At 60.7% G+C, this 21301-nt stretch carries 17 protein-coding genes and 1 tRNA gene; 3 read left to right on the forward strand and 15 right to left on the reverse strand.

Translation table 11 applies throughout. The features are described 5' to 3' along the window. Positions 1 to 18 precede the first annotated feature (18 nt). Both AQ996_RS04755 and bilR read right to left on the reverse strand, forming a co-directional pair. Positions 19 to 414, reverse strand: coding sequence for a helix-turn-helix domain-containing protein (locus AQ996_RS04755; RefSeq protein WP_006235758.1), 396 nt, complete (start codon positions 412 to 414; stop codon positions 19 to 21). 449 nt (positions 415 to 863) lie between these two features. Beyond that, entirely contained in the window at positions 864 to 2894 is a 2031-nt protein-coding gene (gene bilR / locus AQ996_RS04760) for a bilirubin reductase, long form (protein WP_055251505.1), read from the reverse strand. A 497-nt stretch (positions 2895 to 3391) separates the two neighbouring features. Between bilR and AQ996_RS04765 the strand changes: the two genes are divergently transcribed. Beyond that, positions 3392 to 4705: a PucR family transcriptional regulator gene (locus AQ996_RS04765; protein WP_055251506.1), complete on the forward strand. Its 1314-nt coding sequence runs from the start codon at positions 3392 to 3394 to the stop codon at positions 4703 to 4705. Between the two features lie 32 nt (positions 4706 to 4737). Here AQ996_RS04765 and AQ996_RS04770 read toward each other — a convergent pair whose 3' ends face one another. From AQ996_RS04770 to AQ996_RS04795, 6 genes are all read right to left on the reverse strand, one after another. Continuing rightward, positions 4738 to 5718 carry a flavodoxin family protein gene (locus AQ996_RS04770; RefSeq protein WP_216594994.1) on the reverse strand — a complete coding sequence of 327 codons (981 nt, stop codon included), beginning with the start codon at positions 5716 to 5718 and terminating at the stop codon, positions 4738 to 4740. A 194-nt stretch (positions 5719 to 5912) separates the two neighbouring features. Further along, positions 5913 to 6989: an NADH-ubiquinone oxidoreductase-F iron-sulfur binding region domain-containing protein gene (locus tag AQ996_RS04775; RefSeq protein WP_055251508.1), complete on the reverse strand. Its 1077-nt coding sequence runs from the start codon at positions 6987 to 6989 to the stop codon at positions 5913 to 5915. A 17-nt stretch (positions 6990 to 7006) separates the two neighbouring features. After that, positions 7007 to 9139: an FAD-dependent oxidoreductase gene (locus AQ996_RS10190; protein ID WP_055251511.1), complete on the reverse strand. Its 2133-nt coding sequence runs from the start codon at positions 9137 to 9139 to the stop codon at positions 7007 to 7009. Positions 9140 to 9272: 133 nt separating this feature from the next. Then, the gene (locus AQ996_RS04785) at positions 9273 to 10778 is read right to left on the reverse strand and encodes an FAD-dependent oxidoreductase (protein WP_055251513.1); all 1506 of its coding nucleotides are present in this window, start codon (positions 10776 to 10778) and stop codon (positions 9273 to 9275) included. A 256-nt stretch (positions 10779 to 11034) separates the two neighbouring features. Continuing rightward, a complete protein-coding gene (locus AQ996_RS04790) occupies positions 11035 to 11244 on the reverse strand; it encodes a hypothetical protein (protein WP_055251515.1) in 210 nt (69 codons plus the stop codon). Between the two features lie 284 nt (positions 11245 to 11528). Continuing rightward, positions 11529 to 11605 (reverse strand) — tRNA-Met (locus tag AQ996_RS04795). Positions 11606 to 11801: 196 nt separating this feature from the next. On the opposite strand from AQ996_RS04795, the gene AQ996_RS04800 reads away from it, so the two are divergent. Continuing rightward, positions 11802 to 12575, forward strand: coding sequence for a type III pantothenate kinase (locus AQ996_RS04800; RefSeq protein WP_055251517.1), 774 nt, complete (start codon positions 11802 to 11804; stop codon positions 12573 to 12575). 85 nt (positions 12576 to 12660) lie between these two features. Here AQ996_RS04800 and AQ996_RS04805 read toward each other — a convergent pair whose 3' ends face one another. The 4 genes from AQ996_RS04805 to AQ996_RS04820 all read right to left on the reverse strand — a co-directional run bounded on the left by AQ996_RS04805 (position 12661) and on the right by AQ996_RS04820 (position 17293). Then, complete coding sequence (locus AQ996_RS04805) at positions 12661 to 13830, reverse strand: ATP-binding protein (RefSeq protein ID WP_055251518.1); 1170 nt, start codon at positions 13828 to 13830, stop codon at positions 12661 to 12663. A 191-nt stretch (positions 13831 to 14021) separates the two neighbouring features. After that, complete coding sequence (locus AQ996_RS04810; protein ID WP_055251520.1) at positions 14022 to 14723, reverse strand: hypothetical protein; 702 nt, start codon at positions 14721 to 14723, stop codon at positions 14022 to 14024. Continuing rightward, positions 14724 to 16445, reverse strand: coding sequence for a dihydropteroate synthase (gene folP / locus AQ996_RS04815; protein ID WP_055251523.1), 1722 nt, complete (start codon positions 16443 to 16445; stop codon positions 14724 to 14726). It lies immediately after the preceding gene. Positions 16446 to 16540: 95 nt separating this feature from the next. Further along, a complete protein-coding gene (locus AQ996_RS04820) occupies positions 16541 to 17293 on the reverse strand; it encodes an NAD-dependent protein deacylase (protein ID WP_055251525.1) in 753 nt (250 codons plus the stop codon). Positions 17294 to 17406: 113 nt separating this feature from the next. Here AQ996_RS04820 and AQ996_RS04825 point away from each other — a divergent pair, with 113 nt between their 5' ends. Beyond that, a complete protein-coding gene (locus AQ996_RS04825; protein ID WP_055251527.1) occupies positions 17407 to 18225 on the forward strand; it encodes an exodeoxyribonuclease III in 819 nt (272 codons plus the stop codon). 535 nt (positions 18226 to 18760) lie between these two features. Here AQ996_RS04825 and AQ996_RS04830 read toward each other — a convergent pair. The 3 genes from AQ996_RS04830 to AQ996_RS04840 form a co-directional block, all read right to left on the reverse strand. Beyond that, complete coding sequence (locus AQ996_RS04830; RefSeq protein WP_253274605.1) at positions 18761 to 19459, reverse strand: DUF6580 family putative transport protein; 699 nt, start codon at positions 19457 to 19459, stop codon at positions 18761 to 18763. A gap of 121 nt (positions 19460 to 19580) precedes the next feature. Next, positions 19581 to 20018, reverse strand: a complete 438-nt coding sequence (locus AQ996_RS04835; protein ID WP_055251530.1) for a hypothetical protein — start codon at positions 20016 to 20018, stop codon at positions 19581 to 19583. A 78-nt stretch (positions 20019 to 20096) separates the two neighbouring features. After that, positions 20097 to 21287 (reverse strand): MFS transporter, encoded by a 1191-nt coding sequence (locus AQ996_RS04840; protein WP_172674615.1) that lies wholly within the window; start codon positions 21285 to 21287, stop codon positions 20097 to 20099. Positions 21288 to 21301 lie beyond the last annotated feature (14 nt).

Consider the following 21301-nt stretch of genomic DNA (forward strand, 5'->3'; position numbering starts at 1 on the left):
GGCGCACCATCCCGTTTGCTATTCCGCCTTTTTAACGCGCGGCTTGCGACCGCGCGGCTTATCGACCAGTGCGGACTCACCGCTCTCGCGGTACTGACGGCACCAAGCCTTGACCGAAGACTCGCTGGGAATCTTGTGCTTGATCATGGCCTCGCGAACCGTCAAGCCGTTTTCCAGACGGTCCTTAACCACAGCGAGCTTTACGTCGTACGAATAGGTGTGATGATGCGAACCGGCGTTGAGAACGGCGTCGGCACCGCCCACGGCATACGCGCGGGCCCACTGACGAGCCGTGGCCTGGGGAATGCCAAGCTCCGCAGCGAGGGCGCGATGACCGACCCCCTCTTGGAGGATCTCGACGGCGCGCTGCCTAACCTCAGGCGCATGCGTGCGAGTCCTAGTTGCTTCCGACATACCTGCCACTTCTTAGCCTTAACCGTTAATCTGCTTTCTTACGTGCAAGTTAGATAGTAGCATTTTACTGTTTGCTCAAAGCAGTTAATTAAAATAGACGCGGCGTTATCTGGGCATTTGGCACCAAATTACGACATTTCTTTATCGATTATTTACGCTGGTAGCTAACTCGCAGCTAATCGTCATTCGCTTGTCAACAAAATTGGCATCTCTTTATGTCCTTTGGTATAGAGGATATAGTTATTAACCCCTCCCCCAATAATTTTGAGTGATCTGCGAGACAGTAGACGTCCTCACTCCTCATGATTACCGCGCATTGCCATCCACCGGAGCAAAACAAAAAGGGCGGGACCTGCTGCGCTTGCAGGCCCCGCACCGATTGACACCCGACGGGACACAGCCGGGCGAGACGGATCCGTGCCACCGTCCCGCCTGGCCGCGATGTTCAACTACAGCTCGTTGGCCGCGTGATACGCCGTGCGAATGGCGCTCGCAATGTCGGCGGTGCGCTCACCCGAGCAGTCGCCCACGCAGGTCACGGGCACCGTCACGCCATCCAGGTCAAACGCGTTGGCCTTGGAGCCCACGGCCATCACCACGTAATCGCAGGCGATCTTCACCGGCTCCTCGGCGCCGTCCTCGGTGGTGCGAACAGCCTCCACGCCCTCGTCGGTAATGGCGGTCAGGCGGGTCTTCACGTGCTGCTCCACGTTGTGCTCGGCAAAGTCGCTCATAATCAGCGGCAGAATGGTCTCGGACTCGCCCGCGGCAATCTTGTCGAGCATCTCCACGATCGCCACCTCGCAGCCGTGCTGCAGCAGGTACTCGGCAGTCTCGGTGCCCACCAGGCCGCCGCCAATGACGGCGACGCGGCCCGTAAGCTCCACCTTGCCGGCCAGCACGTCCCAGCTCGAGACGACCTTCTCCGAGTCGGCACCCGGAACGGGGATGACCACGTCGTGCGCGCCCACGGCCACAATCGCGGCGTCGGCGGCGTTGAGGTCCTCAGCGGTAGCGGCATGGTTGAGCTCAACCTTCACGCCCAGGCCAGGCAGAATCTTCTCGTAGTACTCGACCGAGCGCATGATCTCGTCCTTGCGCGGAGGCGCGGCCGCCAGCACAATCTGGCCGCCCAGATGATCGCTCGCCTCGTAGACGGTCACGTCGTAACCGCGCTTGGCCGCCACGCGCGCGGCCTCCAGGCCGGCAATACCGCCGCCCACCACGGCGATCTTCTTGTCGCCCTCGCCCGGCTTGATGGCGATGGTCGCCTCGTCGCCGTTCTCGGCATTAAGCACGCACGAGATGTACTTGCGGTTTTGAATCGCGTCGACACAGCCCTTATTGCAGTTGAGGCACTCGCGAATGGGCTCGCCCGTGGCGGCCTTCAGCGCAATGTCGGGGTCGCACATGAGCGAGCGGCCATAAGCGATGATATCGGCGGAGCCGTCTTCCAGAATCTTCTCGCCGGCCTCAACCGAGACAACGCGGCCGACGGTTGCCACCGGCACGGAGACCAGGGCCTTGACGCGCTCGGCCACGGGCAGCGTCCAGTTGTAGGGCATGGCGCCCATGGGCGGAATGGTGTCGCCCATGTTGCCGGTGTGGTTGGCCTGTGCGACCTGAATCATATCGATGCCCGCGCCCTCGAGCAGCTTGGCAAACTCGCAGGCCTCGTCGGGCTGCAGGCCACCCTTGCCGCGCGGCGTGCCGTCGGGGTTCTCCATGATCACGGGGAGCTTGTACTCCACCATCAGCTGCGGCGCGGCTTCCTTAATGGCAGCGACGACCTCCAGCGCGTAGCGAACGCGGTTCTCGAACGAGCCGCCGTACTCGTCGGTGCGCTGGTTGAGGATGGCCGAGCACAGCGAACCTACCAGGCGGTCGCCGTGGACCTCGATGGCGTCGATGCCGGCCTGCTGCGCGCGAGCGGCCGAGGCGGCGATAGCCTCCTTGATCTGGGTGAGCTGCTCTACGCTCGCCTCGTTCACAAAGTGCTGCATATCGTGGTGCAACTTGGCGTAGGCCTGCTTGCGGATCTCGTTGGACTCGGCCATCTTGGCGGCGAAGGTCTCCTCGTCGCCGGCGGCCTTGGCCTCCTGCGCGGCCTTGGCGGCGGCCATGGAACCCATGACCATGCGGCCGACACCGGGCACGTCGTACTCGGGGTGGAACAGCTGCAGCGCGACCCTGGCGCCGTGCTTGTGGACGGCGTCGGCCAGCGCCTTAAACGTGGGAATCTGAGCGTCGGTCGCCAGCTTGGGCGTGGGGCTCGCGGTCATGACGGGAGCGACGTCGCCGATGACGATGTAGCTCACGCCGCCACGGGCCAGGCGCTCGTAAAAAGCCAGGCTGCGCTCGCCAATGGAACCGTCGCGCTCCTCGTAGCCGGTGGTAAGCGGCGGGAACATAATGCGGTTCTTGAGCTCAAGGGGGCCAACCGTAATGGGCTGGAGCAGCTTGGATGCAGGTGCGGTCATGGACATTCCTCTCTTGTAGGCGCGGCGGCGATGTTGCCGCGTAGTTATCTAGAGGATATGGCATGGGAGCACGGTGACGCAACGGAAATCGGCAGATAGCAGGTAGCGGCAGGTGGATGGGGCGGGGCGGCCCGTCGGTTTGTCTCGATCTGTAACAGTAAGACCCTATTTTGCCGAGCAACTGTTACAGATTGAGACAAACCAATCTAGCCTGCCGAAAGATCTAGATCTGTAACAGTTACTCAGTAAAAACCGTCCCTCGTGTTACAGATTTAGACAAACGAAGACCGTCCTGCCGAAACATCTCAATCTGTAACAACTACAGACCAAAACCGGACCCACCTGTTACAGATCGAGACATTCTCCAACAACAGCGCCACCCCGTTCGAGGAAACGACCGCCACACTCACCTTTTTAAACAACCTAATACTGCACAGCCTGCAATAATAATTTGGTCACGCGTCGACTACGGCGAAGACGCGGCAGAAGGGACACCCATGCAACCGAGTACCACCGATACGTCTACCGCAAAGCAAGCGCTGCTCGAGGCGCTCTTGAGCGACGCGGGGCTCAAGAGCCTCACGCAAACGGCCTCTGCCGCTATGGACAACCCGGTGCTCGTCGTCGATCCCGTGTACCGCTATGCCGCCCGCGGCGGCTTTGAGCTCGACGATGACGACGACTCCCCCTTTGCAGCCATCACCCGCGCCGAGCTCTCCGAAGATGACATGCTGCAGGACGAAGCCGTGCGATACATCATCAAATGCGGCTTAGACGAGGAGATTGCCCGCTCGACAGGCCCGCTTACACGCTATAACGACATGTTCCGCCTCAACACCATGACCGATGCGATCAAGGTGCACGGCACGTGTCTGGGCCGGGCGATGATGATCGAACGCAATCACGCCTTTGGCGATAGCGATCGCGAGGTCTTTGAGTTCTTTGTCCGACTGCTCGCGCAAGAACTGCAGAAAGGCGGCTTTCTTTCGTTGGGCGGCCCGCAACAGGGGCCATATTTTCTCTCGCGCCTCCTGGACGACGAAATCCCCAACCCCATCACCTGCACACGCAAAATGCAGCTCGTCGGCTTTGCGCCGCTTCCCGCCCTCTACGTTGTATGCCTGCTCAAAAAAGATTCCCAGCTCGAGGCGCGCGAGGCGGAGAGCATCCGAGGACAATTGCAGCCGCTACTGCACCATAGCCTTATCACCATGTACGAAGGTGAGCTCGTGGCGCTGGTAAGCCGTCCGCCCTCCACGCAGCTACCCGCCAACGATGAGGCGATCCTTGCCCGCGTTGCTGCCACGAACAATTTGTTCATTGGCATCAGCAACGAGTTTTCCCAGGCAACCGATGTGCGTTCGCACCTCAATCAGGCACGCGCCGCCATTCGATACGGCTCGACCTTTACCAAAATCCTCGAAGACACCCATGTGTATCGCTATTGCGAATACACCTACATGGAAATGCTCGACATCTGCAACGACCACATCAACCTTATAAACTACTGCCATCCGGCAATCTGGGCACTTTGGAAGCATGACCAGTCGCACGATTCCGAGCTGGTCGAGACGCTCTTTGCCTTTATGCAGCACAGCTGTAACACGGTGCGCACCGCCGCGATCTTGTCGCTTCACAAAAACACGCTGCTCTATCGCATTAACCGCATAAAGGAAATCACCGGTAACGACTTGGCATCGGGAGAGGACCTCTTTTTGTTCCACCTCTCGATTCGCACCCTAATCTACCTTGGCTTTCTTGAGCCGAGGATTAAGCCCCGCACCAGCGCCGACCTGCACTGCCGCAAGTAGGCCGGGCGGGGCTTGGGCAAAACTAGTCGCGCTTAATCTCCAGCGTGGGGAACGTCATCTTGGCGTACTTTTCCATGAGCGGCTTTACTTCGTCCATATGGGCGAAGAACTCGTCGCGGGTCTTGTTGATCTCGTTGAGGTGCTCGGCGCGCGTGGTCGTCGTTGCGGTCGCGAATCAGGCCGTTCTCGGCAATCTTGAGCTTGGGGCGACCGGTGCGCTCGTCGGTTACGATATCGCCGCCCGCGCCGCAGACCGCACACTCCCAGGGAAACTCGACCCCATCCCAATGCTTGTCGCCGGGGTACACCAGGGAGCTGTGGCAGTTGGGACACACGCCGTCATCCGGATCGCCCAGCCAGCAGCGCTCGTCAACAGGCGTGCGAATGGCCTTGACGATGTTCTCGCCCATCTTGTGGGCGCGGGCGATCTGTCCGCCCCACTCCACGTCGTCTCCCCACACAAAAGCATTGCCCGGGCGGCCGTCGCGCTGCGCCATATAGCGATCGACGACAGTCATCGACATGGTAAACATAGTCGCCTGCAGGCTCTCCAGTGCCAGGGACTGCCAATCGTGCATGGAGCCGCCGACGGAGATGAGGCCGGCAACGGTATGCGGATTCTCCTTTACGGCACCGATGGCAAGCAAGAACGAAAGCTCGTATGCCAAGAAGCGCTGGGCAAAGCGGGTGTACACCGAGCTGGGCGTAAGGTCGTAGGTCGGAACCGAGAAGATCACGCCCTGGCAGGTCTGCAGTTCGCGAATAATCGCATCTACATCGTCTTTGTTTTTAAGAACGCAGCCGTGATATTCCTTTTGCAGGCCGGCGCCCATCTTTCCCATCTGCATGGTGCAGCCCTCGCAACCGGTGCAGGGCAAGATGTTATAGTCGAACAAATTGATCAGCTCGACCTCGCCGCCAGCCTCGCGCACCGCGCAAAGGGCCTCTTTGGCCAAAGCCTCGCCGTTGCCACCGTGCCTGCCGGCACAAATCGCCATCACTTTAAACGACATGGTCGCTCCTCTCCAGAGCATTTTGGACACGGATTCTGCCCGTGTGTACTTCGCAAAAAGCGTACGGCAGACGTAAAACATGCGCACCGTCCAGGCAACCAAGGCCCGCTCGGTATTTGCGGAATACCTCGTGCAGATAAACAAAGGCCCCTCCCGCATGCCTACAAGGGACAAAACGGAAGGGGTCGGCGCTCTTATTTGCGCTTAAAGGGAATGGGTTTGGGCGGGCACTTGGGCTTGACGGCCCCAGCCGTGACGATCGCGCCGTTGTCGCAGATATCCAGGCAGGCACCGCACTGGGTGCAAGCCTTTTGGTCGATCACGTGGATGAACCGCGGCCTTCCCAGAATCGCGTCCTCCTCGCAAACGTCCGAATCGACACACTTGTTGCATGCCTGGCATTTGGAGGCGAGGATATGGAAGGTCAAGAATGCCTGGCATTCCCCGGCGGCACAGACCTTCTTGGTGGTGTGCTGCATAATCTCGCCCTCGAACAGGTCGAGGAACGACTGCACCGTGCGCGCCAGCACGCGACCCTGCTCGCACAGGCACTGCGCCTGCATCACGGGGCAAAGGTCGCGAAGGAGCGCCAAGTCACCCGGCTTGCCCTTCTTGCGGCAGATATCGGCAAGAATCGTTGCAATCTGATGCGAGCCCTCGTAGCCAAAGACACAGCGTCCGCAGCTCTCGTGACGATAGAGCGTGCAAATGTCCAAAAGCGCCTTTGCCATGCAGTTTTTGGCGGTGTAGACGCGCACGTAGTCGCTGCATAGCTCAATCTTTGAGGTGTCATCGGGCCTCAGCAGCAGACCGCTGGGATAGCCAATCCCCACCGCTTTAGCGTCGTCGGCGCCCGCCGCGGCAACCAGGGATTCCGCACTCACGACACGGTCGACCTCAACGGGCTCCTCGGCCCCGTCAATCCACACCCAGCGCTTGCCTTCGGCGGCAAGTAACTCTGATCCGCTCAGGCAGCGGTCGGCGCCATCGCCCTCGCAGCAAGATGGGAGAGGCTTTTCGCCGTCGAGCATCTTGGCCGCGGCCGAACCGTTGGCATAGACAAAGCCCAGGCTCGGGTCGCACTCGATCACGCGGCAGGACTCGCCCAACGCATCCGCGAGCGCGGCAGAGACCTCATCGCCTGCCGGTACCAAAACCGCCTGGGCACCGGCCCCTGCAATTTTTTCCGCAGCGGCCGCCACGTCCTTCTTAAGGAGCCAGAGCGCGACGGGAGCCTGCTTATGCGCAGGCATAAAGTTGATGATCGTCATGGGTTATCGCTCCTTTCCTAGTATTCGTTCCACAGGCGCGGCGTACTGATCGTTAGGCGCAAATCGCACTGCAAGCAGCGGCTCGCCTCGCACGTAGCCTCATGGTCGGTATAGGGGCACTCAAACGTATCGAAGTTATCCTTACGCGTCTGGGCATCGACAAACTCGGGCTGCACGGCATCGTCGTAGAAGCCCTCGGGGACGCGGCCAATCCACTGCTCGGGAGCATCATGCTCGGTCAGCTCCTCGTCGATGTTGCCATCGCCACCCAAAGCGCGGTCGATGGCCGAGGCGCACGTGCGACCTGCAGCGATTGCCGCGATCACCGATTTGGTACCCGTCACGCAGTCGCCCGCCGACCAGATGCCTTCAACGCTCGTCTTGCCTTCGGTATCGGCCACGATATACGGGCCGTGCGTAAGCTCAAGGCCCATCTGGGCCGTGCCCTCGGGCTTTTGACCCACGGCAAAGATCACGCAGTCGGCATCGATGGTCTTCTCGCCGCCGTCGAGCAGTTCGGTGACGGCGCGGTGGTTCTCGTCAAAGTAGAACCGCTCGATCTTGCGGATCGTCATGGAACCGACCTTGCCCGAACCGTCCTCGGTCTCGTTAATGCTGGTAAAGGCATAGGCATCGTGCAGGACCACGCCTTCCTCGGCGGCCTCGGCACGCTCCTCGGGCGTCGAGGTCATCGCGTCTTGGGCCTCAAGGCAGGCGACATCGACCGAGGCGGCACCCAGACGCACGGCAGTGCGGGCGCAGTCGTACGCCACGTTGCCGCCGCCAAGCACCACGACGCGCTTGCCCGTCAGGTCCGGGGCGCTGCCCATACGGGCGGCCTTCAGAAAATCGGTGTTACGCAGCACGCCTTCGAGGTCGTGGCCGGGCATGGGAAGCACCGTTCCGTCATGCGTGCCCACCGCAACCAGCACGGCATCGAAGCCCTGCTCCAAAAGCGCCTGGGGCTCGGCGATTCGCTCGCCACAGCGCAGCTCAATGCGCGGCTCGGCGTCATCACCCTGGGCAATCTCTAAAATCGTCGCAACCTCGGCATCGACCGTGGCATCGGGCAGGCGATACGCCGGAATGCCGTAGCGCATCTGGCCGCCGACCTTCTCGTTGGCCTCGAACACCACGACCTTGTGGCCCTTCTCGGCGCAATAGAGTGCGGCGGTCAAGCCGGCGGGACCGGCACCCACAACGGCGACGCTCTTGCCGCTCAGCGGCTCATGGCGCACGTTGGCCTTCCAGTCGCCCGCATCGCGCACGGCCGCGGCGCGCTTAAGACGGCAAACCGAAACCGGCGTGCCGTTGAGCTCGTTGCGCTTGCAGGCATCCTGGCAGCTATGGACGCAAATGTCGCCCAGGCTCTCGGGGAACGGGACCTTCTCGCGCACCACCGCGGCGGCTCGGGTGTACTCGCCGTTGCGGATGTGACGCAGGTAGCGCGGGATATCCACGTGGGCGGGGCAGCCCGAGCGACAGGGGGCCACGTTATCGGCATAGGACTTGTTCTCGTCAAACATATTGAGCGTGTCGACGATCGAGCCCGTGGGACACACTTCGATACAGGCACCGCAAAAACGGCATCCGGCCTCTTGCAGACTCACGCTGCCGTCCGTACCAATGCGAATGCCGTCCTCGGTGCGCTGGTAGTCCAAGACGCCGGCGCCGCGCAGCTCGCGGCACGCGCGCACGCAGCGACCGCACCGAATGCAGCGGGTGAACATATGGGTGATCAGCGGGTTCGATTCGTCCGTGGCGACCGGACGGCTCTTGGTGCGCCAGCGCGCAGGCGAAACTCCCAGGTACTGATACATAGACTGCAGCTCGCACTTGCCGTACTTGGGGCAGCCGGTGCAATCGGCGGGATGCGTGGCCAAGATAAGCTCCATTGCCAGCTTGCGCACGCGCTCGGCCTGCTCGCCTGTCGTGTTGACGACCATTCCCTCGGCAACCTGCGTCTTGCAGGCACACACCGGCTCATCTTGGCCTTCGATCTCGACCATGCACAGACGGCATCCGCCGACGGCCTCAAGATCGGGATGTTTACACAGATGCGGAATATAGATACCGGCATCGAGCGCGGCTTCCAGGACATTTTGCCCTTCGCGTGCCTCGACCTCGGCTCCATTAATCGTTAGCTTCATTCGTTCCCCTCAAAACGTCGCTCTTGTCCAGAAAGGCGCCCGGGACCAAAGCGATCCCGAGCGCCTCGCTTGTAGGGCAAATCCCCGCCCGCACCCAACGCGTGGGTGTCTGCAGGCGCGAACAGCTGCGGTGTTACGACCACTCCTCGTCGCCCGCGTCCTCAAAGAGGGCTGCGGCGGCGTTTTCGCCGGCGATGCGACCCGAGTTAAGGCAGAAGCCCATGGTGTTACCCGGAATGCAGTAGTTATAGGAGTCGCCATAGATGGTGCAGGCATCGGTGCCAACGCAGTACAGGCCAGGGATGACCTCGTAGTCGTCGGTCATGACCTCCATCTTGTGGTTAATGAGCACGCCGCCCAGGGTGCCGTAGGCGCCACAGTACTGCTTGCAGCAATAGAAGGGGCCCTTCTCGAGCGGCTTCATAAACTCGCGCTCTTTCTCAAAGATGTCGTCCCAGCCGTTGTCGCACATCTCGTTGTACTCGTCGACGTTGGCGAGCAGGCCCTCCACGTCGATACCCGCCTTCTCGGCAAGCTCCTCCAGCGTATCGGCCTGGCAAATCGCCGGGTAGCCAGCCTCCAGGTCGCGGTTCCACTGCTCCTCAAAGCCGTCGTACAGGTCGTGCGGATGAACGTGGCTGACGATATCCGGGCCATCCTTCTTCCAGTGCTTGAGCATGCGGGAATCAAAGATGGCATAGGCGACCTTGCCGGGAAGATGGTTGATGGCGTTGCCGACAAAGGTGGTGTTGAAGATCTCGTCCTCCGGCATAAAGCGCTCGCCCAGGCGGTTGCACCAGTAGCACGGCTGACGGAATGCGCCCTCGACATAGAAGTGGTTCATGTTGTCGGGGATCTGATACATGAGCTCCATGGTCACCGGGGTGTGGCCGCCGCCGACCTCGTGGCACATGTTGATGCCGTCGCCGTCCATGCCCGGAATGGCAAACGAGAACAGGTCTTTACCCCACTCAAAGTCGAGCTTCTCCTTGATTAGCTTAGCGTTGTGGCCAAAACCGCCCGTAGCGACAATCGCAGACTTGCACGAGATTTGGTACTCCTCGCCGTCCTTGTCCTTGGCGGTCACGCCGCAGATGGCGCCGTCCTCGCCCTTGATAAGGCCGGTGCCCGGGCACTCAAACATAAACTCGACACCCAGGTCCTGGGCACGCTCGGTCATGCGCTTGGTCATCGTGGTCGCCGCGCGAGGACCGGGCTCCGAGCCATCCTCGGGCTGCACGACATGCCAGGTGTACTCGCCGTCGGAATAGGCGCGCGTGCGCTCGCGGGCGCGGAACGCCGGACGCACGGAGTTAAACACCACGCCCATATCCTGCAGCCATGCGATGGTATCGCCCGACTTAAAGTAGTAGTCGCGCACCAGGCGAGCATCGACCTGGTAATGGGTGTAGAACATATGGCGACGGAAGAGCTCGCCAGGCGTGACCTCGATCATCGAAGCCTTCTGAAGCGGAGAGCCAGCGGCGGCAGGCCCCATGCCCATGTTGGCGGCGCCACCGGTAATGGGGGCCTTCTCTAGGGCAATGACGCGAGCGCCTGCCTCGGCTGCAGCGACCGCTGCGGCAAGGCCACTCAGACCCGCGGCAACGACAACGACGTCGGTCTCTAACTGTTTCATGCGAATCCTCCTTTATAGGGCTCTTGGACGAACCCGGACTTCATGCGAATTGCATGCGTATCGACAGCCATACTTTCGCTCGAAAACAGACTCAAAGCCATGTGCAGGCGCACCGATGTTTGCCCATAGCGACCATGGGCTTTGTGCGGATGAACCATGCGTTTGGGCAACGCTTTCGAGCGCATGGCCCTGGCGCCACACGTACAGGAGGGGGGCGGTGTGCTTCACGGCGTCCGCCCCTGATAATCGAGTTTTCTTATTTATGGTTCCGCCGTGCCTCGAGCACATCGAGCGGCGTAAGCGCCTGAATAGCGCGCTCTTTTCCAAAGATTGCCGAGCACACGAGCGTTCCCGACATAACCAGGCAAACCGCGAGCGCGATTCCAAAGGCCCAGAATGCGAAGAGGTGGCCAAAGTTGATCGGCTGCTGCAGCATAAACGTGAAGAACGACGTGGCAAGACCCATAAAGACGCAGGGCACATTGGAGCAGATCGAGACAAACCAAAACCGTCCCGGCAGAAAATCTCAATCTGTAACAGTTACTCGGCAAAATCCATCCCTCGTGTTACAGATTTAGACAAACCGTCCAGGCGGGGACTCAACATCTCAATCTGTAACACCTAGCCGCCCAAATCGGGTCTAGATGTTACAGATCGAGATTTTGTTTGAGAGGCTGAGAATTGGACCGAAAAACACGGTCCCGGAATAACAAAAAAGCTCGCCGGCTAGGCCGACGAGCTGCAAGTTCTTGGTCGCGGGGGCAGGATTTGAACCTACGACCTCCGGGTTATGAGCCCGGCGAGCTACCAGACTGCTCCACCCCGCAATGTCTGGGCGCCTCATGGACGCAAGAAAGAATATTACGCGGGAGTTCGGTAAACGGCAAGGAAAATCTCGTAGAGCATAATTCCTTCATATTTAAACCCCTCAGCCCCTATCAACGTAAACGAATCGCAGCCGAGCGCCGTCGACGGCACGTATACAATGGTGCGCGTCCTTTTATGCCAACACCGGGAGTAGACATGCTGCTCGCTATCGATATGGGAAACACGCAGACGGCCATGGGCCTGTTTGACGGAGACGAGCTGGTGCAGTCGTGGCGCATGCCCACCGACCGCTCCTATACCGCCGACGAGATCCACGTGCGCCTGATGGGTTTCTTTAAGATGTACGGCCTCTCGCTCGATGCGGTCGATGCGATCGCCTTTGCGGGCGTGGTGCCGCAGCTCTCGCGCGAGTGGCACGCCGTGGCCGACCGCATCGCGGCGGATGCCATCGTCATCGGGCCGCAGACGGCTGCCGTGACCAAGCTGCGCGCGGCGCGCCCCCAAGCCGTAGGTGCCGACCGCGTCGCCAACGCCGTTGCGGCCGAGACTTTCTACGGCGCGCCGGCAATCGTGGTGGACTTTGGCACCGCGACCAATATCGACGTCATCGATGAGGACGGTTATTACATTGGCGGGGCGATTGCGCCGGGCATCCGCATCTCCATGGACGCGCTTGCCGCCCGTGCCGCCAAGCTCGCCAGCGTGCCGCTCGAGGCGCCCGAACACGCCATCGGTCGCGACACCGAAGAGTGCATCAAGGTCGGTGCCGTGATGGGCGCCGCCGCCATGGCCGAGGGCCTGGTCGCGCGCATGAAGCGCGAGCTGGGGCGCGAGGACGCCACCGTTATCGCCACGGGCGGCCTCGCCAGCATCGTTGCCGATTCGACCGACGCCTTCGACATAGTCGACGGGCAACTCACCATCAAGGGCATCTGCGAAATCTACCGCCGCATGCAGGAGCTGGGATAGAGTAAACGCCAGGTCGCAGCAACCAGCCGCCAATCCTATTCCTCAAAATCGAAAATTTTTCAGTTTTGAGGAATAGGATTTTTTGCTAAGCCTCGCCGCACAACCACCTCGCCAGGTCCACGATCTGCACCCCATCGCGATCCGTGGCCTCGTGATGCGTGCGGGCAAGAATCATCTTGGGATACGCATCGCCAATGCTCAGCAGTGGCGAAATCTCGCGTTCAAACGTCTTATCCGAGCTGATGTCGTCGCTCACCTGAATGTAGAGCTTCTCGCTTCGCCTGATTGCTACAAAGTCTATTTCCTTTTTATAGAGCACACCGACGTATACCTCGTATCCGCGGCGCAGCAGCTCGATGGCCACCATGTTCCCGTATACGCGTCCCCAATCCATATCACGTGTACCAAGCAGTGCGTATTTGAACGCGTGGTCTGCCAGGTAATACTTCTCGCCGCTCCTAAGGTATTTTTTGCCACGAATGTCGTACCGACGAACTTTATAGAAGGCAAACGCATCGCACAGGTACCCCATGTACGTGCCGACCGTCTTGTTCGTAATCTTTAGCCCATCCGCATTCAAAATATCTGTAATGTTGCGTGCCGACGTTATGTTGGAGACGTTGTCCATCATGTAATCGGCAATGCGCAGCAGTGCCGATTCGTTTCTCACGTTATGCCGCTGCACGATATCCCTCACGATGAGCGTTTTGAAGACATTGGAGAAATATTGGTAGCGCTGCTCCTGCAGTGGATAAGGGTAAGAGCCGGACATACCGCCGGTTCTCGCGTACTCATCGAAGTCGCGATCGACCTCGCCCTCGTCACTATAGAGGCGATACTCCTCAAACGAGAATGGGAAAACCTCGATCTCGAACGTGCGCCCCGTAAAGAGCGTCGACAGATCGCTCGACAGCAAAAAGGCGTTCGATCCGGTGATGAAGATGTCGTACTGCTCGGATGCATGGAGGCTGTTGATCGCGCGTTCAAAGCCGTCGCACATCTGAACCTCGTCGATAAGCAGGAAGTTTTGCTTGTCGGACACTCGATGCTCTTTCACATAGGCGAGCAGGGCATGATATTCGAGCAGGCCCTCGAACTCGTCGAGGTTGTAATTGATATGGATGACATTCGAATTGGACAGATTTGCCTCCACGTAATCGCGGAGGGCCTCGAGCAGTTTTGACTTACCGCTACGGCGAATGCCCGTTATGACCTTGATGTCCGGTACGCCAATAAGGCTCGTCAACGTGTCCATATATGACGTTCTATTGATGAGTTTCGTTGGTGCCTCCCTGCGGTCTTCTATCGCTATTCCTCAAAAACGAAAATTATTCAGTTTTGAGGAATAGGGTGCTGACAACCCATTCCCCAGACAACAAGACCCTCCCCGGCACAGCCGAGGAGGGTCTTGTTGTCATCGCTATCTTTGAGCGCGGGCGCCTCGCGTTACAGTCCGCGAATCCGTACGGCCTCGGGCGGAAACTCCTGCTCGCCGGCATCGGTCTTGATGGTCGCGCGGCCCCAGATGTCCAGGCCCGCAAACACACCGACCGCAAGCGGCAAGCCGTTGGGCGACACCGCCGCGACCTGACGACCCAACAGTGGCACCATGTCAAAGTACTCGCCCAGCACCGGAGCCAGCGGGCCGGCAGCGCCCTGTGGTGTGTTGGCGGCAACCGCCCAGGTGTCCACGCGGACCAGCACGGCGGCGGCCAATGCCTCGATCAGCGCCTCATCTGCCATATCCACACCAAGCTCACCCAGCGCCGCACGCTCAATATCAACCGTCACCGCGGCAAACATGCCCGCAGCACCGGCACCGCCGTTCACGGCAACACGCGCGAGTGACGTCTCAAACGCAGGCGCACCGCACACGATGTCACTCGGCCACTGGATACCCACCTTACCGGCAAGGCCCAGGCCCGGCGTCGACGTCGTGCCCACGAGCGCGTCCATCATGCCCATCGCGGCCACAAACGGAAGACCGTGAAAGGCGTGCATGTTCACGTCGGGGCGAACGACCAGCGAAAACGTCAGCGAAGCATCGCCCGCGCTCCACGCGCACCAGCCCGCGGACACGCCCTCGCGGCCCGCGTCACGCGCCGCGTCGAGCTCGGTGCCGGCGGCAACAGCATTCATCTCGATCATCTACATGCGCCCCAATTCGCCCACGATATGGCCCACGCGGTCCTCGGGCTCCTTGACCTCGACGCCGTTGTAGCGGAAGAACCGCGCCGGATCGTGCATCAGATCCTCGAGCGGCACCAGCACAAAGTCGCGCTCGCCGATCAGCGGATGCGGCAGGCGCAGCTTTTTGCCCCCGTGGGTCTCGCCGTCCATCCACAGCAGATCCAGGTCGATGGTGCGCGGGCCGTTGGCCTTGGCCTTTTTGGAGCGGTCGCGCCCCAGCTCGGCCTCGATCTTCATGAGCTCGTCGAGCAGCACCAGCGGCGCCAGCTCGGTCTTAATCTCGATGACGGCGTTGGCAAACGCGTCCTGGCGCATCTCGTAGGCCGGCTCGCTCTCGTAGATCTTGGAGGAGTTGGACACGCAGGTGAGTGGAATCTCGGCGATCATGTCGCGTGCGGCGCGGATGTTGTCACAGCGATGCCCCAGGTTGGAGCCCACGGCCACAAACGCGCGGCGCGGCTGCGGCTTGGCAACCGCCCAGTAGCCGTTCAGGAACTGCGCAAAACCCGCGGCGTCGTGCACGCGCACGATGTTGGCACCGGCCTGGATGGCGCCCAGGCACACGCCAAACGTAGCGGCATCGCGCTCGGCGGCCTCGGTCACGCCCGAGACGGCGCCCACAAAGCGCTTGCGCGATACGGCGCACATGAGCGGATAGCCCAGCGACGCCATCTTGGCGGTCTCGCGCTGGATGACGATATCCTCGTTGGCCGTCTTGCCAAAGCCCGGGCCCGGATCGATGCAGATGCGGTCGCGCGACACGCCGGCGTGGATGAGCGCGCGGGCCTGGTCGGACAGAAAGCCCATGACGCGGCGCATGATGGGCGCCGAATCGGGCAGGGTGAAGCGGCGGAGCTGCGAGGTGGGCACGTAGGCTTCCTCGCGGCGGGCGCTGCGGCGCATCATGGCGGCCAGGTGGTCATTGGGCTCCGATGCGACCTCGGGCGCGGGCGCGACGGTCTCGGCGGCAGCAGCCTGCTCGGCGGCAGGCGTCTCCTGCTCGCTTGCAGGCTCGGTCGCGGGCTCAGGTTCGCCAAACGGCAACGAGGGCTGCACCACGCCACCCGGAAGCTTGGCCTCCGGCTTAGGCTCACCCAGCAACTTGCCGCGACGGCGACGAGCCGGCTTCTCGGCCTCACGCGCGGCCTCGGCAGCCGCCTCGCGCGCCTTCTCGGCAACAAACGCCGCGGCCGAGGTATCGAGCTGCACCGTTGCGTGCGTGCGGGTGGGCGCGGCAACCTCGCCGGCATGCATCACAATGACGCCGCAGGTGCTCGTCTTAACAAACTCGACCATCTTGGGGTCGGTGAAGCCGGTCACGTCGTTGACGATCGAGGCGCCGCAGCGCACGGCCGCCTTGGCAACCGCCACGTGACGCGTGTCGATCGAGACGATGGCGCCCTCCTTGGCCAGCGCGCGCACCACGGGCAGCACGCGGCGCGCTTCCTCGTCGGGATTGACCGGGGTAAAGCCGGGGCGCGTGGACTCGCCGCCTACGTCGATGATATCGGCGCCGGCGTCGAGCATCGTCAGGCCATACTCGATCGCGGCGTCCGGGTCGAAGTGCTCCCCGCCGTCGCTAAACGAATCGGGCGTCACGTTGAGGACGCCCATGATGCGCGGGCGGTCAAAGCTGAGCTCATACTTTCCGCACCGCCATGTCTTGCTGTCGTTCGCCATGAACATCCTCCTAAAATGCCCACGCCGCCGAGCTTGGGGAGCTGGCGGCGGGGTCGCTTTGCACTCAGTCTTTCTATTGTATCCGCGCGCGCGGGCTAGAACGCAAACGCGGCCGCGATGTCGCAAGAAATCAGCAGGTCGGCATTTGCATCCTGATCGGTGGGAGCAAGGTTGCATATGGCCAGCGTATCGCCGGTAAAGTATCGCGTAAGGCCTGCCGCCGGATACACCACGAGCGAGGTCCCGCCCACAATGAGGGCATCGGCCGCGGCGATGGCGGCAACGGCACCGGTCAACACATGCTCGTCGAGCGGCTCCTCGTAGAGCACCACATCGGGCTTGATGCGACCACCGCACGCGGGGCACACGGGCACGCCCGCGGCGTCCTCGTGCTCGCGCGAGCAAATCCACTCGGCGCTATAGACCGCTCCGCACGACTGGCAAATGTTGCGATGGACCGATCCGTGCAACTCAAACACGCGCTGCGAGCCCGCCATCTGATGCAAGCCGTCGATGTTTTGCGTCACCACGGCATCAAGCTTGCCGGCGCGCTCCAGCTCGGCCAGCTTGGTGTGGCAGCGGTTGGGCTTAGCGTTAAGCGCGATCATCTTGGTGCGGTAAAAGTCGAAGAACTCCGCCGGATGTGTCTCGTAAAAGCTGTGCGAGAGCATGGTCTCGGGCGGATAGGCAAACTGCTGGTGATACAGGCCGTCCACGCTGCGGAAATCGGGGATGCCGCTCGCCGTGGAAACACCGGCGCCGCCAAAGAACACCACACGCTTGTGGGTACCGAACAGCTCCGCCAGCGCGGCGGAGGCCTGTTTGGGGTCCGATATTGCCTGCGTCATATATGTCCTCCGTCCGTGTCTCCGGGACGGCGGCGTTCGCACTATCACTCGCGGACTCCACCCCGCCCCTGTTGCGCTAATCTTAAGCCTGCCAACCCCGTCGAAAGGACACCATGCCTCAGACTTACACTTTCGCCTCGTGGAACGTCAACGGCCTGCGCGCCGTGCTCAAAAAGGACCCGAGCTTTATCCAGATCGCGCAAGAACTCGACGTCGGTATCCTGGCGCTGCAAGAGACCAAGCTGCAAGAGGGCCAGGTCGATATTGACCTGCCCGGCTATCACCAAACCTGGAGCTACGCCGAGCGTAAAGGCTATTCGGGCACCGCAGTCTTTAGCCGCCAGGAACCGCTGCGCGTGCTACGCGCCAACGCACTGCTGCCCTACGCCGGCGAAGGCGAGGCTGCCGAGCTCGTCGCCCAAGCCGCGACCGAGGGCCGCGTCTGCGCGCTCGAGTTCGACAAGTTTTGGTTTGTCGACGTCTATACGCCCAACGCCCAAAATGAGCTCGCGCGCATCGATGTACGCATGGCCTGGGACGATGCCTATCGTGGCTTTTTGAGCGCACTAGAGCGCGAGACCGGCAAGCCCGTGGTGACCTGCGGCGACTTTAACGTGGCACACGAGGAGATCGATCTTAAGAACCCCAAGTCCAACCGCGGCAACGCAGGCTTTTCGGACGAGGAGCGCGGCAAGTTTACCGAGCTGCTCGACGCCGGTTTTACCGACACCTGGCGCGCGGCCAATCCGGACGTCGAGGGCGTCTACAGCTGGTGGAGCTACCGCTTTAATGCCCGCAAGAACAACGCAGGCTGGCGCATCGACTACTTCCTGGTAAGCAACGCAATCGCCGGCAATGTGCGCGACGCCGGCATCCGCGGCGACATCTTTGGCAGCGACCACTGCCCCGTCACCCTCACCCTAGAGCTCTAGCCCCAACTGATCTCCTGGGGACGGAGGAAAAGGAATCATTTTCACTTCGCGAGATCATCCACGCAGCTCGCTTGCCACGAAACTGGCCCATCTACTACGTTTAAGCCACTACCCTCAACCACAGTGAACAACGCAAAAAGAAAACCGCAGGTAGAAAGCCTGCGGTTTTTCATAAAACGCGGTCATGGTCGGGAGTATCAAGCTAAACGTAGTAGATGGGCCAGTTTCGTGGCAAGCGCCGTCAACTGATTCCCTGGGGACATCTGGGGACGGAAGAAAATGGATCAATTTGGCTCTCCGAGGGCCACGATGCCCGTCGTATCAGCCGGCTATTTCAAAACTATGCCGGTTTACGGGGCTGAATCGCGAACCCCTAACCATACGCAATTCCGAGATAATAAACCCGCAGGTAGACGGTGTGCCCTATTTCGAAAAATGCTGGTATGGTCGGCCCGCGCTAATCTAACCCCGTAAACCGGCATAGTTTTGAAATGGCACTTCGGCAGTATTGATTCCCGCCCCGGCGCAACCAGCCCTACAGCCCGTATTTCACGACGACACGGTTAATGCGACGGCACCAAGGCTTGTACAAGGCGGCCAAAAACACGCAGGTCGCAAGGCCGTGCGTAATATCGAACGGCACTGCCGTGGCAAGACGCGCCACGGCACCCGCCCAAGTAAGCGGCTGTACAAAACCAATGATGTCATACGCGTTGATCACGACGCCATAGAGCAGGCCCGACGCAAAGCCGTACGCCAGCAGTGCTGGCATGCGCACGGTGCCGTCGACGCGGTCGAACACACCCGCATACGCTAGCGCGCCGCCAACATAGCCAACCAGCCCCCAGGCATACATCTGCCACGGCGTCCACATGCCCTGCCCAAAAAAGAAATTGCTGGTCAGCGCTGCCAACGCGCCAACCATAAAACCATTGCGGCGACCAAGCGTCGCCCCCGCGATAATGGCGATGGCACTCACCGGTTTAAAGTCGGGAATGGGACCGAACAAGATGCGCCCCGCCGCGGCCAACGCCGCCAACACCAGCGTGGGCATAATCTGGCGCAGGCCCGGGCGCGACGCCTCGTAACCCGCAAAGAACAGCGCAAGCACCAGCGCCACCACGACAAGCATGGCAAGCGCCGCCTGCTCAATACCTGCCAGCAACGCTGCAGCCATCACCGCAGGAACCGCCAGCAGCAGCGGGATTTCCATATGTTGCAAGACGCGCGACAACGGCAGCCCCCATCAAACGAATGTCCGTTTATGGTAGCACGGGCAAAATGAGGCCGACCAATCCCCCGGCCGGCCTTGGCTGCCAGTCGATCAGGCTTTCGCCACGCGACCGGTCTTGGCGCTATTCGCCCGTAACTTTAGCGGCAATGGCCGCGACAAAGGGATCAAACAGCAAGCCGCCCACAACGACAAAGGCCCATCCGCCCACCACGAGGCGAACCCAACGCGAGAAAAACGGCACACCGTCGATAACGCCAACGCCTGACTGAAACGCGACTTCAAATAGCCCGATAATGCAGAAGAGCAGAGTAGCGCCCACAACGGTTCCGCAAATCCGTGCGCCCGGAGTGTTCCGATCAAAACCAAAAAGCTCAACGCACGTCTCAATTGCTTTGCCAAAGAGCGGCAAAAAGCCCACGAACTGTGCAATACCGATGGCCAGAATAAGCTGCCCCCAGAAACCAGTAAGTCCCTGAAAATCTAAGCCAGGCTTTCCCTCAACAATCGGCAGAAATGAACACATGAATAGAGGATTAACGATGCCGTTGAGAATGGTCACAGCGGTACTCTTTTTTAGTGTCAAGTAGACCAACTCCTTTTGCCCTTGTCGGCCAGGCCCAAAGGGCGAAAACAGGTGTTACATAAGTGAATCGGGAGACGGCAGGAATGGAGACGCCAGCGCCGTCGCGCCAAACAAAACAGCGCACCCAAATAGAAGCGTTTCATAGCTCTCGCCAATGCAGAAGGAGAGGGCCACGGGAATCAAAAACGTAAGCCCCAGCGAAACGGTGCTCACCACGCCACCGGCGCTTCCTGCAAGCCCCTCGCGCACCTCGGGCAACATGTAGGGTAGCGACTGAACGACCGGACCGGCGACGGCAGTCGAAACGCCAATCGCAAACATGAGCCCGACAGAAGGCTGAGAGACAAAAGCCTCTCCGGCCCACATAAGGGCACTCCCCGCCATTGCGGCGATGGCCATAAACACGCGATAGTCGCCAAATTGCGCTCGCGCGTAGGGACCGGCCACGCTGCCGACAATCGACCCAAGCGTCACGAAAGAGGCAAGAAGCCCGGCGACCTGAGGTTCGATTGAAGCCTCAAGCGCTGAAACAAGATAGCCCGAGTACGCCGTAGCCGATGCAAGGGCGACTCCAAGCAGTATCGCCACGAGCCAAACCATCGGCATCTTGATTACCGTCGCAAACGCACTTGCCGACGACGAAGCAGGCTCCGCACCCTGAACGCCAAGGCCATCTGCAGCCTGCAGAACATCTGCCGATGGCGCAACCAGCAGCCACAGCAATCCAAACATGGCAAATAAAACGGCAGCAAGGGCATATGCTCGTCCGGACGTTGCAAAGAGAGGAGAGGTTGCAAGCGAGCAGGCGATTCCGCCCGACCCCGCAGCGTAGAACCATCCCATGGCCCTATCGGTTTCTCCGCCAAAAGCGGAACCAAGCACTTTTAGAACGATGGCATTCACGACGCATGGTGCCGCGCCCAGAAGCATGGTCGCCGTGAACAGCGTCGCAAACGATGCGCACTCCGCGCGAGCAGCCGCTGCAATTGCAGAAATCGCCGATGCGATGAATACGAGCACCTTCACGCCATATCGATCGGCGCAAACGCCGACAGGCATGCCGAATACAACGGCAGGAACAAACGGGGCAAACAGGACGGCTGAAAACTCGGCCGAGGTCAGATGCAGGTCCGACACAACCAGATGTGCCAATCCCGACACCTGATACTGCGCGTAGTTCGCAGCAAACACGATGCCGCACACCACAAACAGCAGGGCATATTTTTCGACCGTCCCTTTGCTCACGTTCATCACCCTAT

Source organism: Collinsella aerofaciens, from assembly GCF_001404695.1.
Lineage (GTDB): Bacteria > Actinomycetota > Coriobacteriia > Coriobacteriales > Coriobacteriaceae > Collinsella > Collinsella aerofaciens_E.

What these genes read in the sequence shown, in the direction of transcription:
- AQ996_RS04755 (WP_006235758.1), bottom strand. Translation starts at nt 414, where the DNA reads ATGTCGGAAGCAACTAGGACTCGCACGCATGCGCCTGAGGTTAGGCAG.
- bilR (WP_055251505.1), bottom strand. Translation starts at nt 2,894, where the DNA reads ATGACCGCACCTGCATCCAAGCTGCTCCAGCCCATTACGGTTGGCCCC.
- AQ996_RS04765 (WP_055251506.1), top strand. Translation starts at nt 3,392, where the DNA reads ATGCAACCGAGTACCACCGATACGTCTACCGCAAAGCAAGCGCTGCTC.
- AQ996_RS04770 (WP_216594994.1), bottom strand. Translation starts at nt 5,718, where the DNA reads ATGTCGTTTAAAGTGATGGCGATTTGTGCCGGCAGGCACGGTGGCAAC.
- AQ996_RS04775 (WP_055251508.1), bottom strand. Translation starts at nt 6,989, where the DNA reads ATGACGATCATCAACTTTATGCCTGCGCATAAGCAGGCTCCCGTCGCG.
- AQ996_RS10190 (WP_055251511.1), bottom strand. Translation starts at nt 9,139, where the DNA reads ATGAAGCTAACGATTAATGGAGCCGAGGTCGAGGCACGCGAAGGGCAA.
- AQ996_RS04785 (WP_055251513.1), bottom strand. Translation starts at nt 10,778, where the DNA reads ATGAAACAGTTAGAGACCGACGTCGTTGTCGTTGCCGCGGGTCTGAGT.
- AQ996_RS04790 (WP_055251515.1), bottom strand. Translation starts at nt 11,244, where the DNA reads ATGGGTCTTGCCACGTCGTTCTTCACGTTTATGCTGCAGCAGCCGATC.
- AQ996_RS04800 (WP_055251517.1), top strand. Translation starts at nt 11,802, where the DNA reads ATGCTGCTCGCTATCGATATGGGAAACACGCAGACGGCCATGGGCCTG.
- AQ996_RS04805 (WP_055251518.1), bottom strand. Translation starts at nt 13,830, where the DNA reads ATGGACACGTTGACGAGCCTTATTGGCGTACCGGACATCAAGGTCATA.
- AQ996_RS04810 (WP_055251520.1), bottom strand. Translation starts at nt 14,723, where the DNA reads ATGATCGAGATGAATGCTGTTGCCGCCGGCACCGAGCTCGACGCGGCG.
- folP (WP_055251523.1), bottom strand. Translation starts at nt 16,445, where the DNA reads ATGGCGAACGACAGCAAGACATGGCGGTGCGGAAAGTATGAGCTCAGC.
- AQ996_RS04820 (WP_055251525.1), bottom strand. Translation starts at nt 17,293, where the DNA reads ATGACGCAGGCAATATCGGACCCCAAACAGGCCTCCGCCGCGCTGGCG.
- AQ996_RS04825 (WP_055251527.1), top strand. Translation starts at nt 17,407, where the DNA reads ATGCCTCAGACTTACACTTTCGCCTCGTGGAACGTCAACGGCCTGCGC.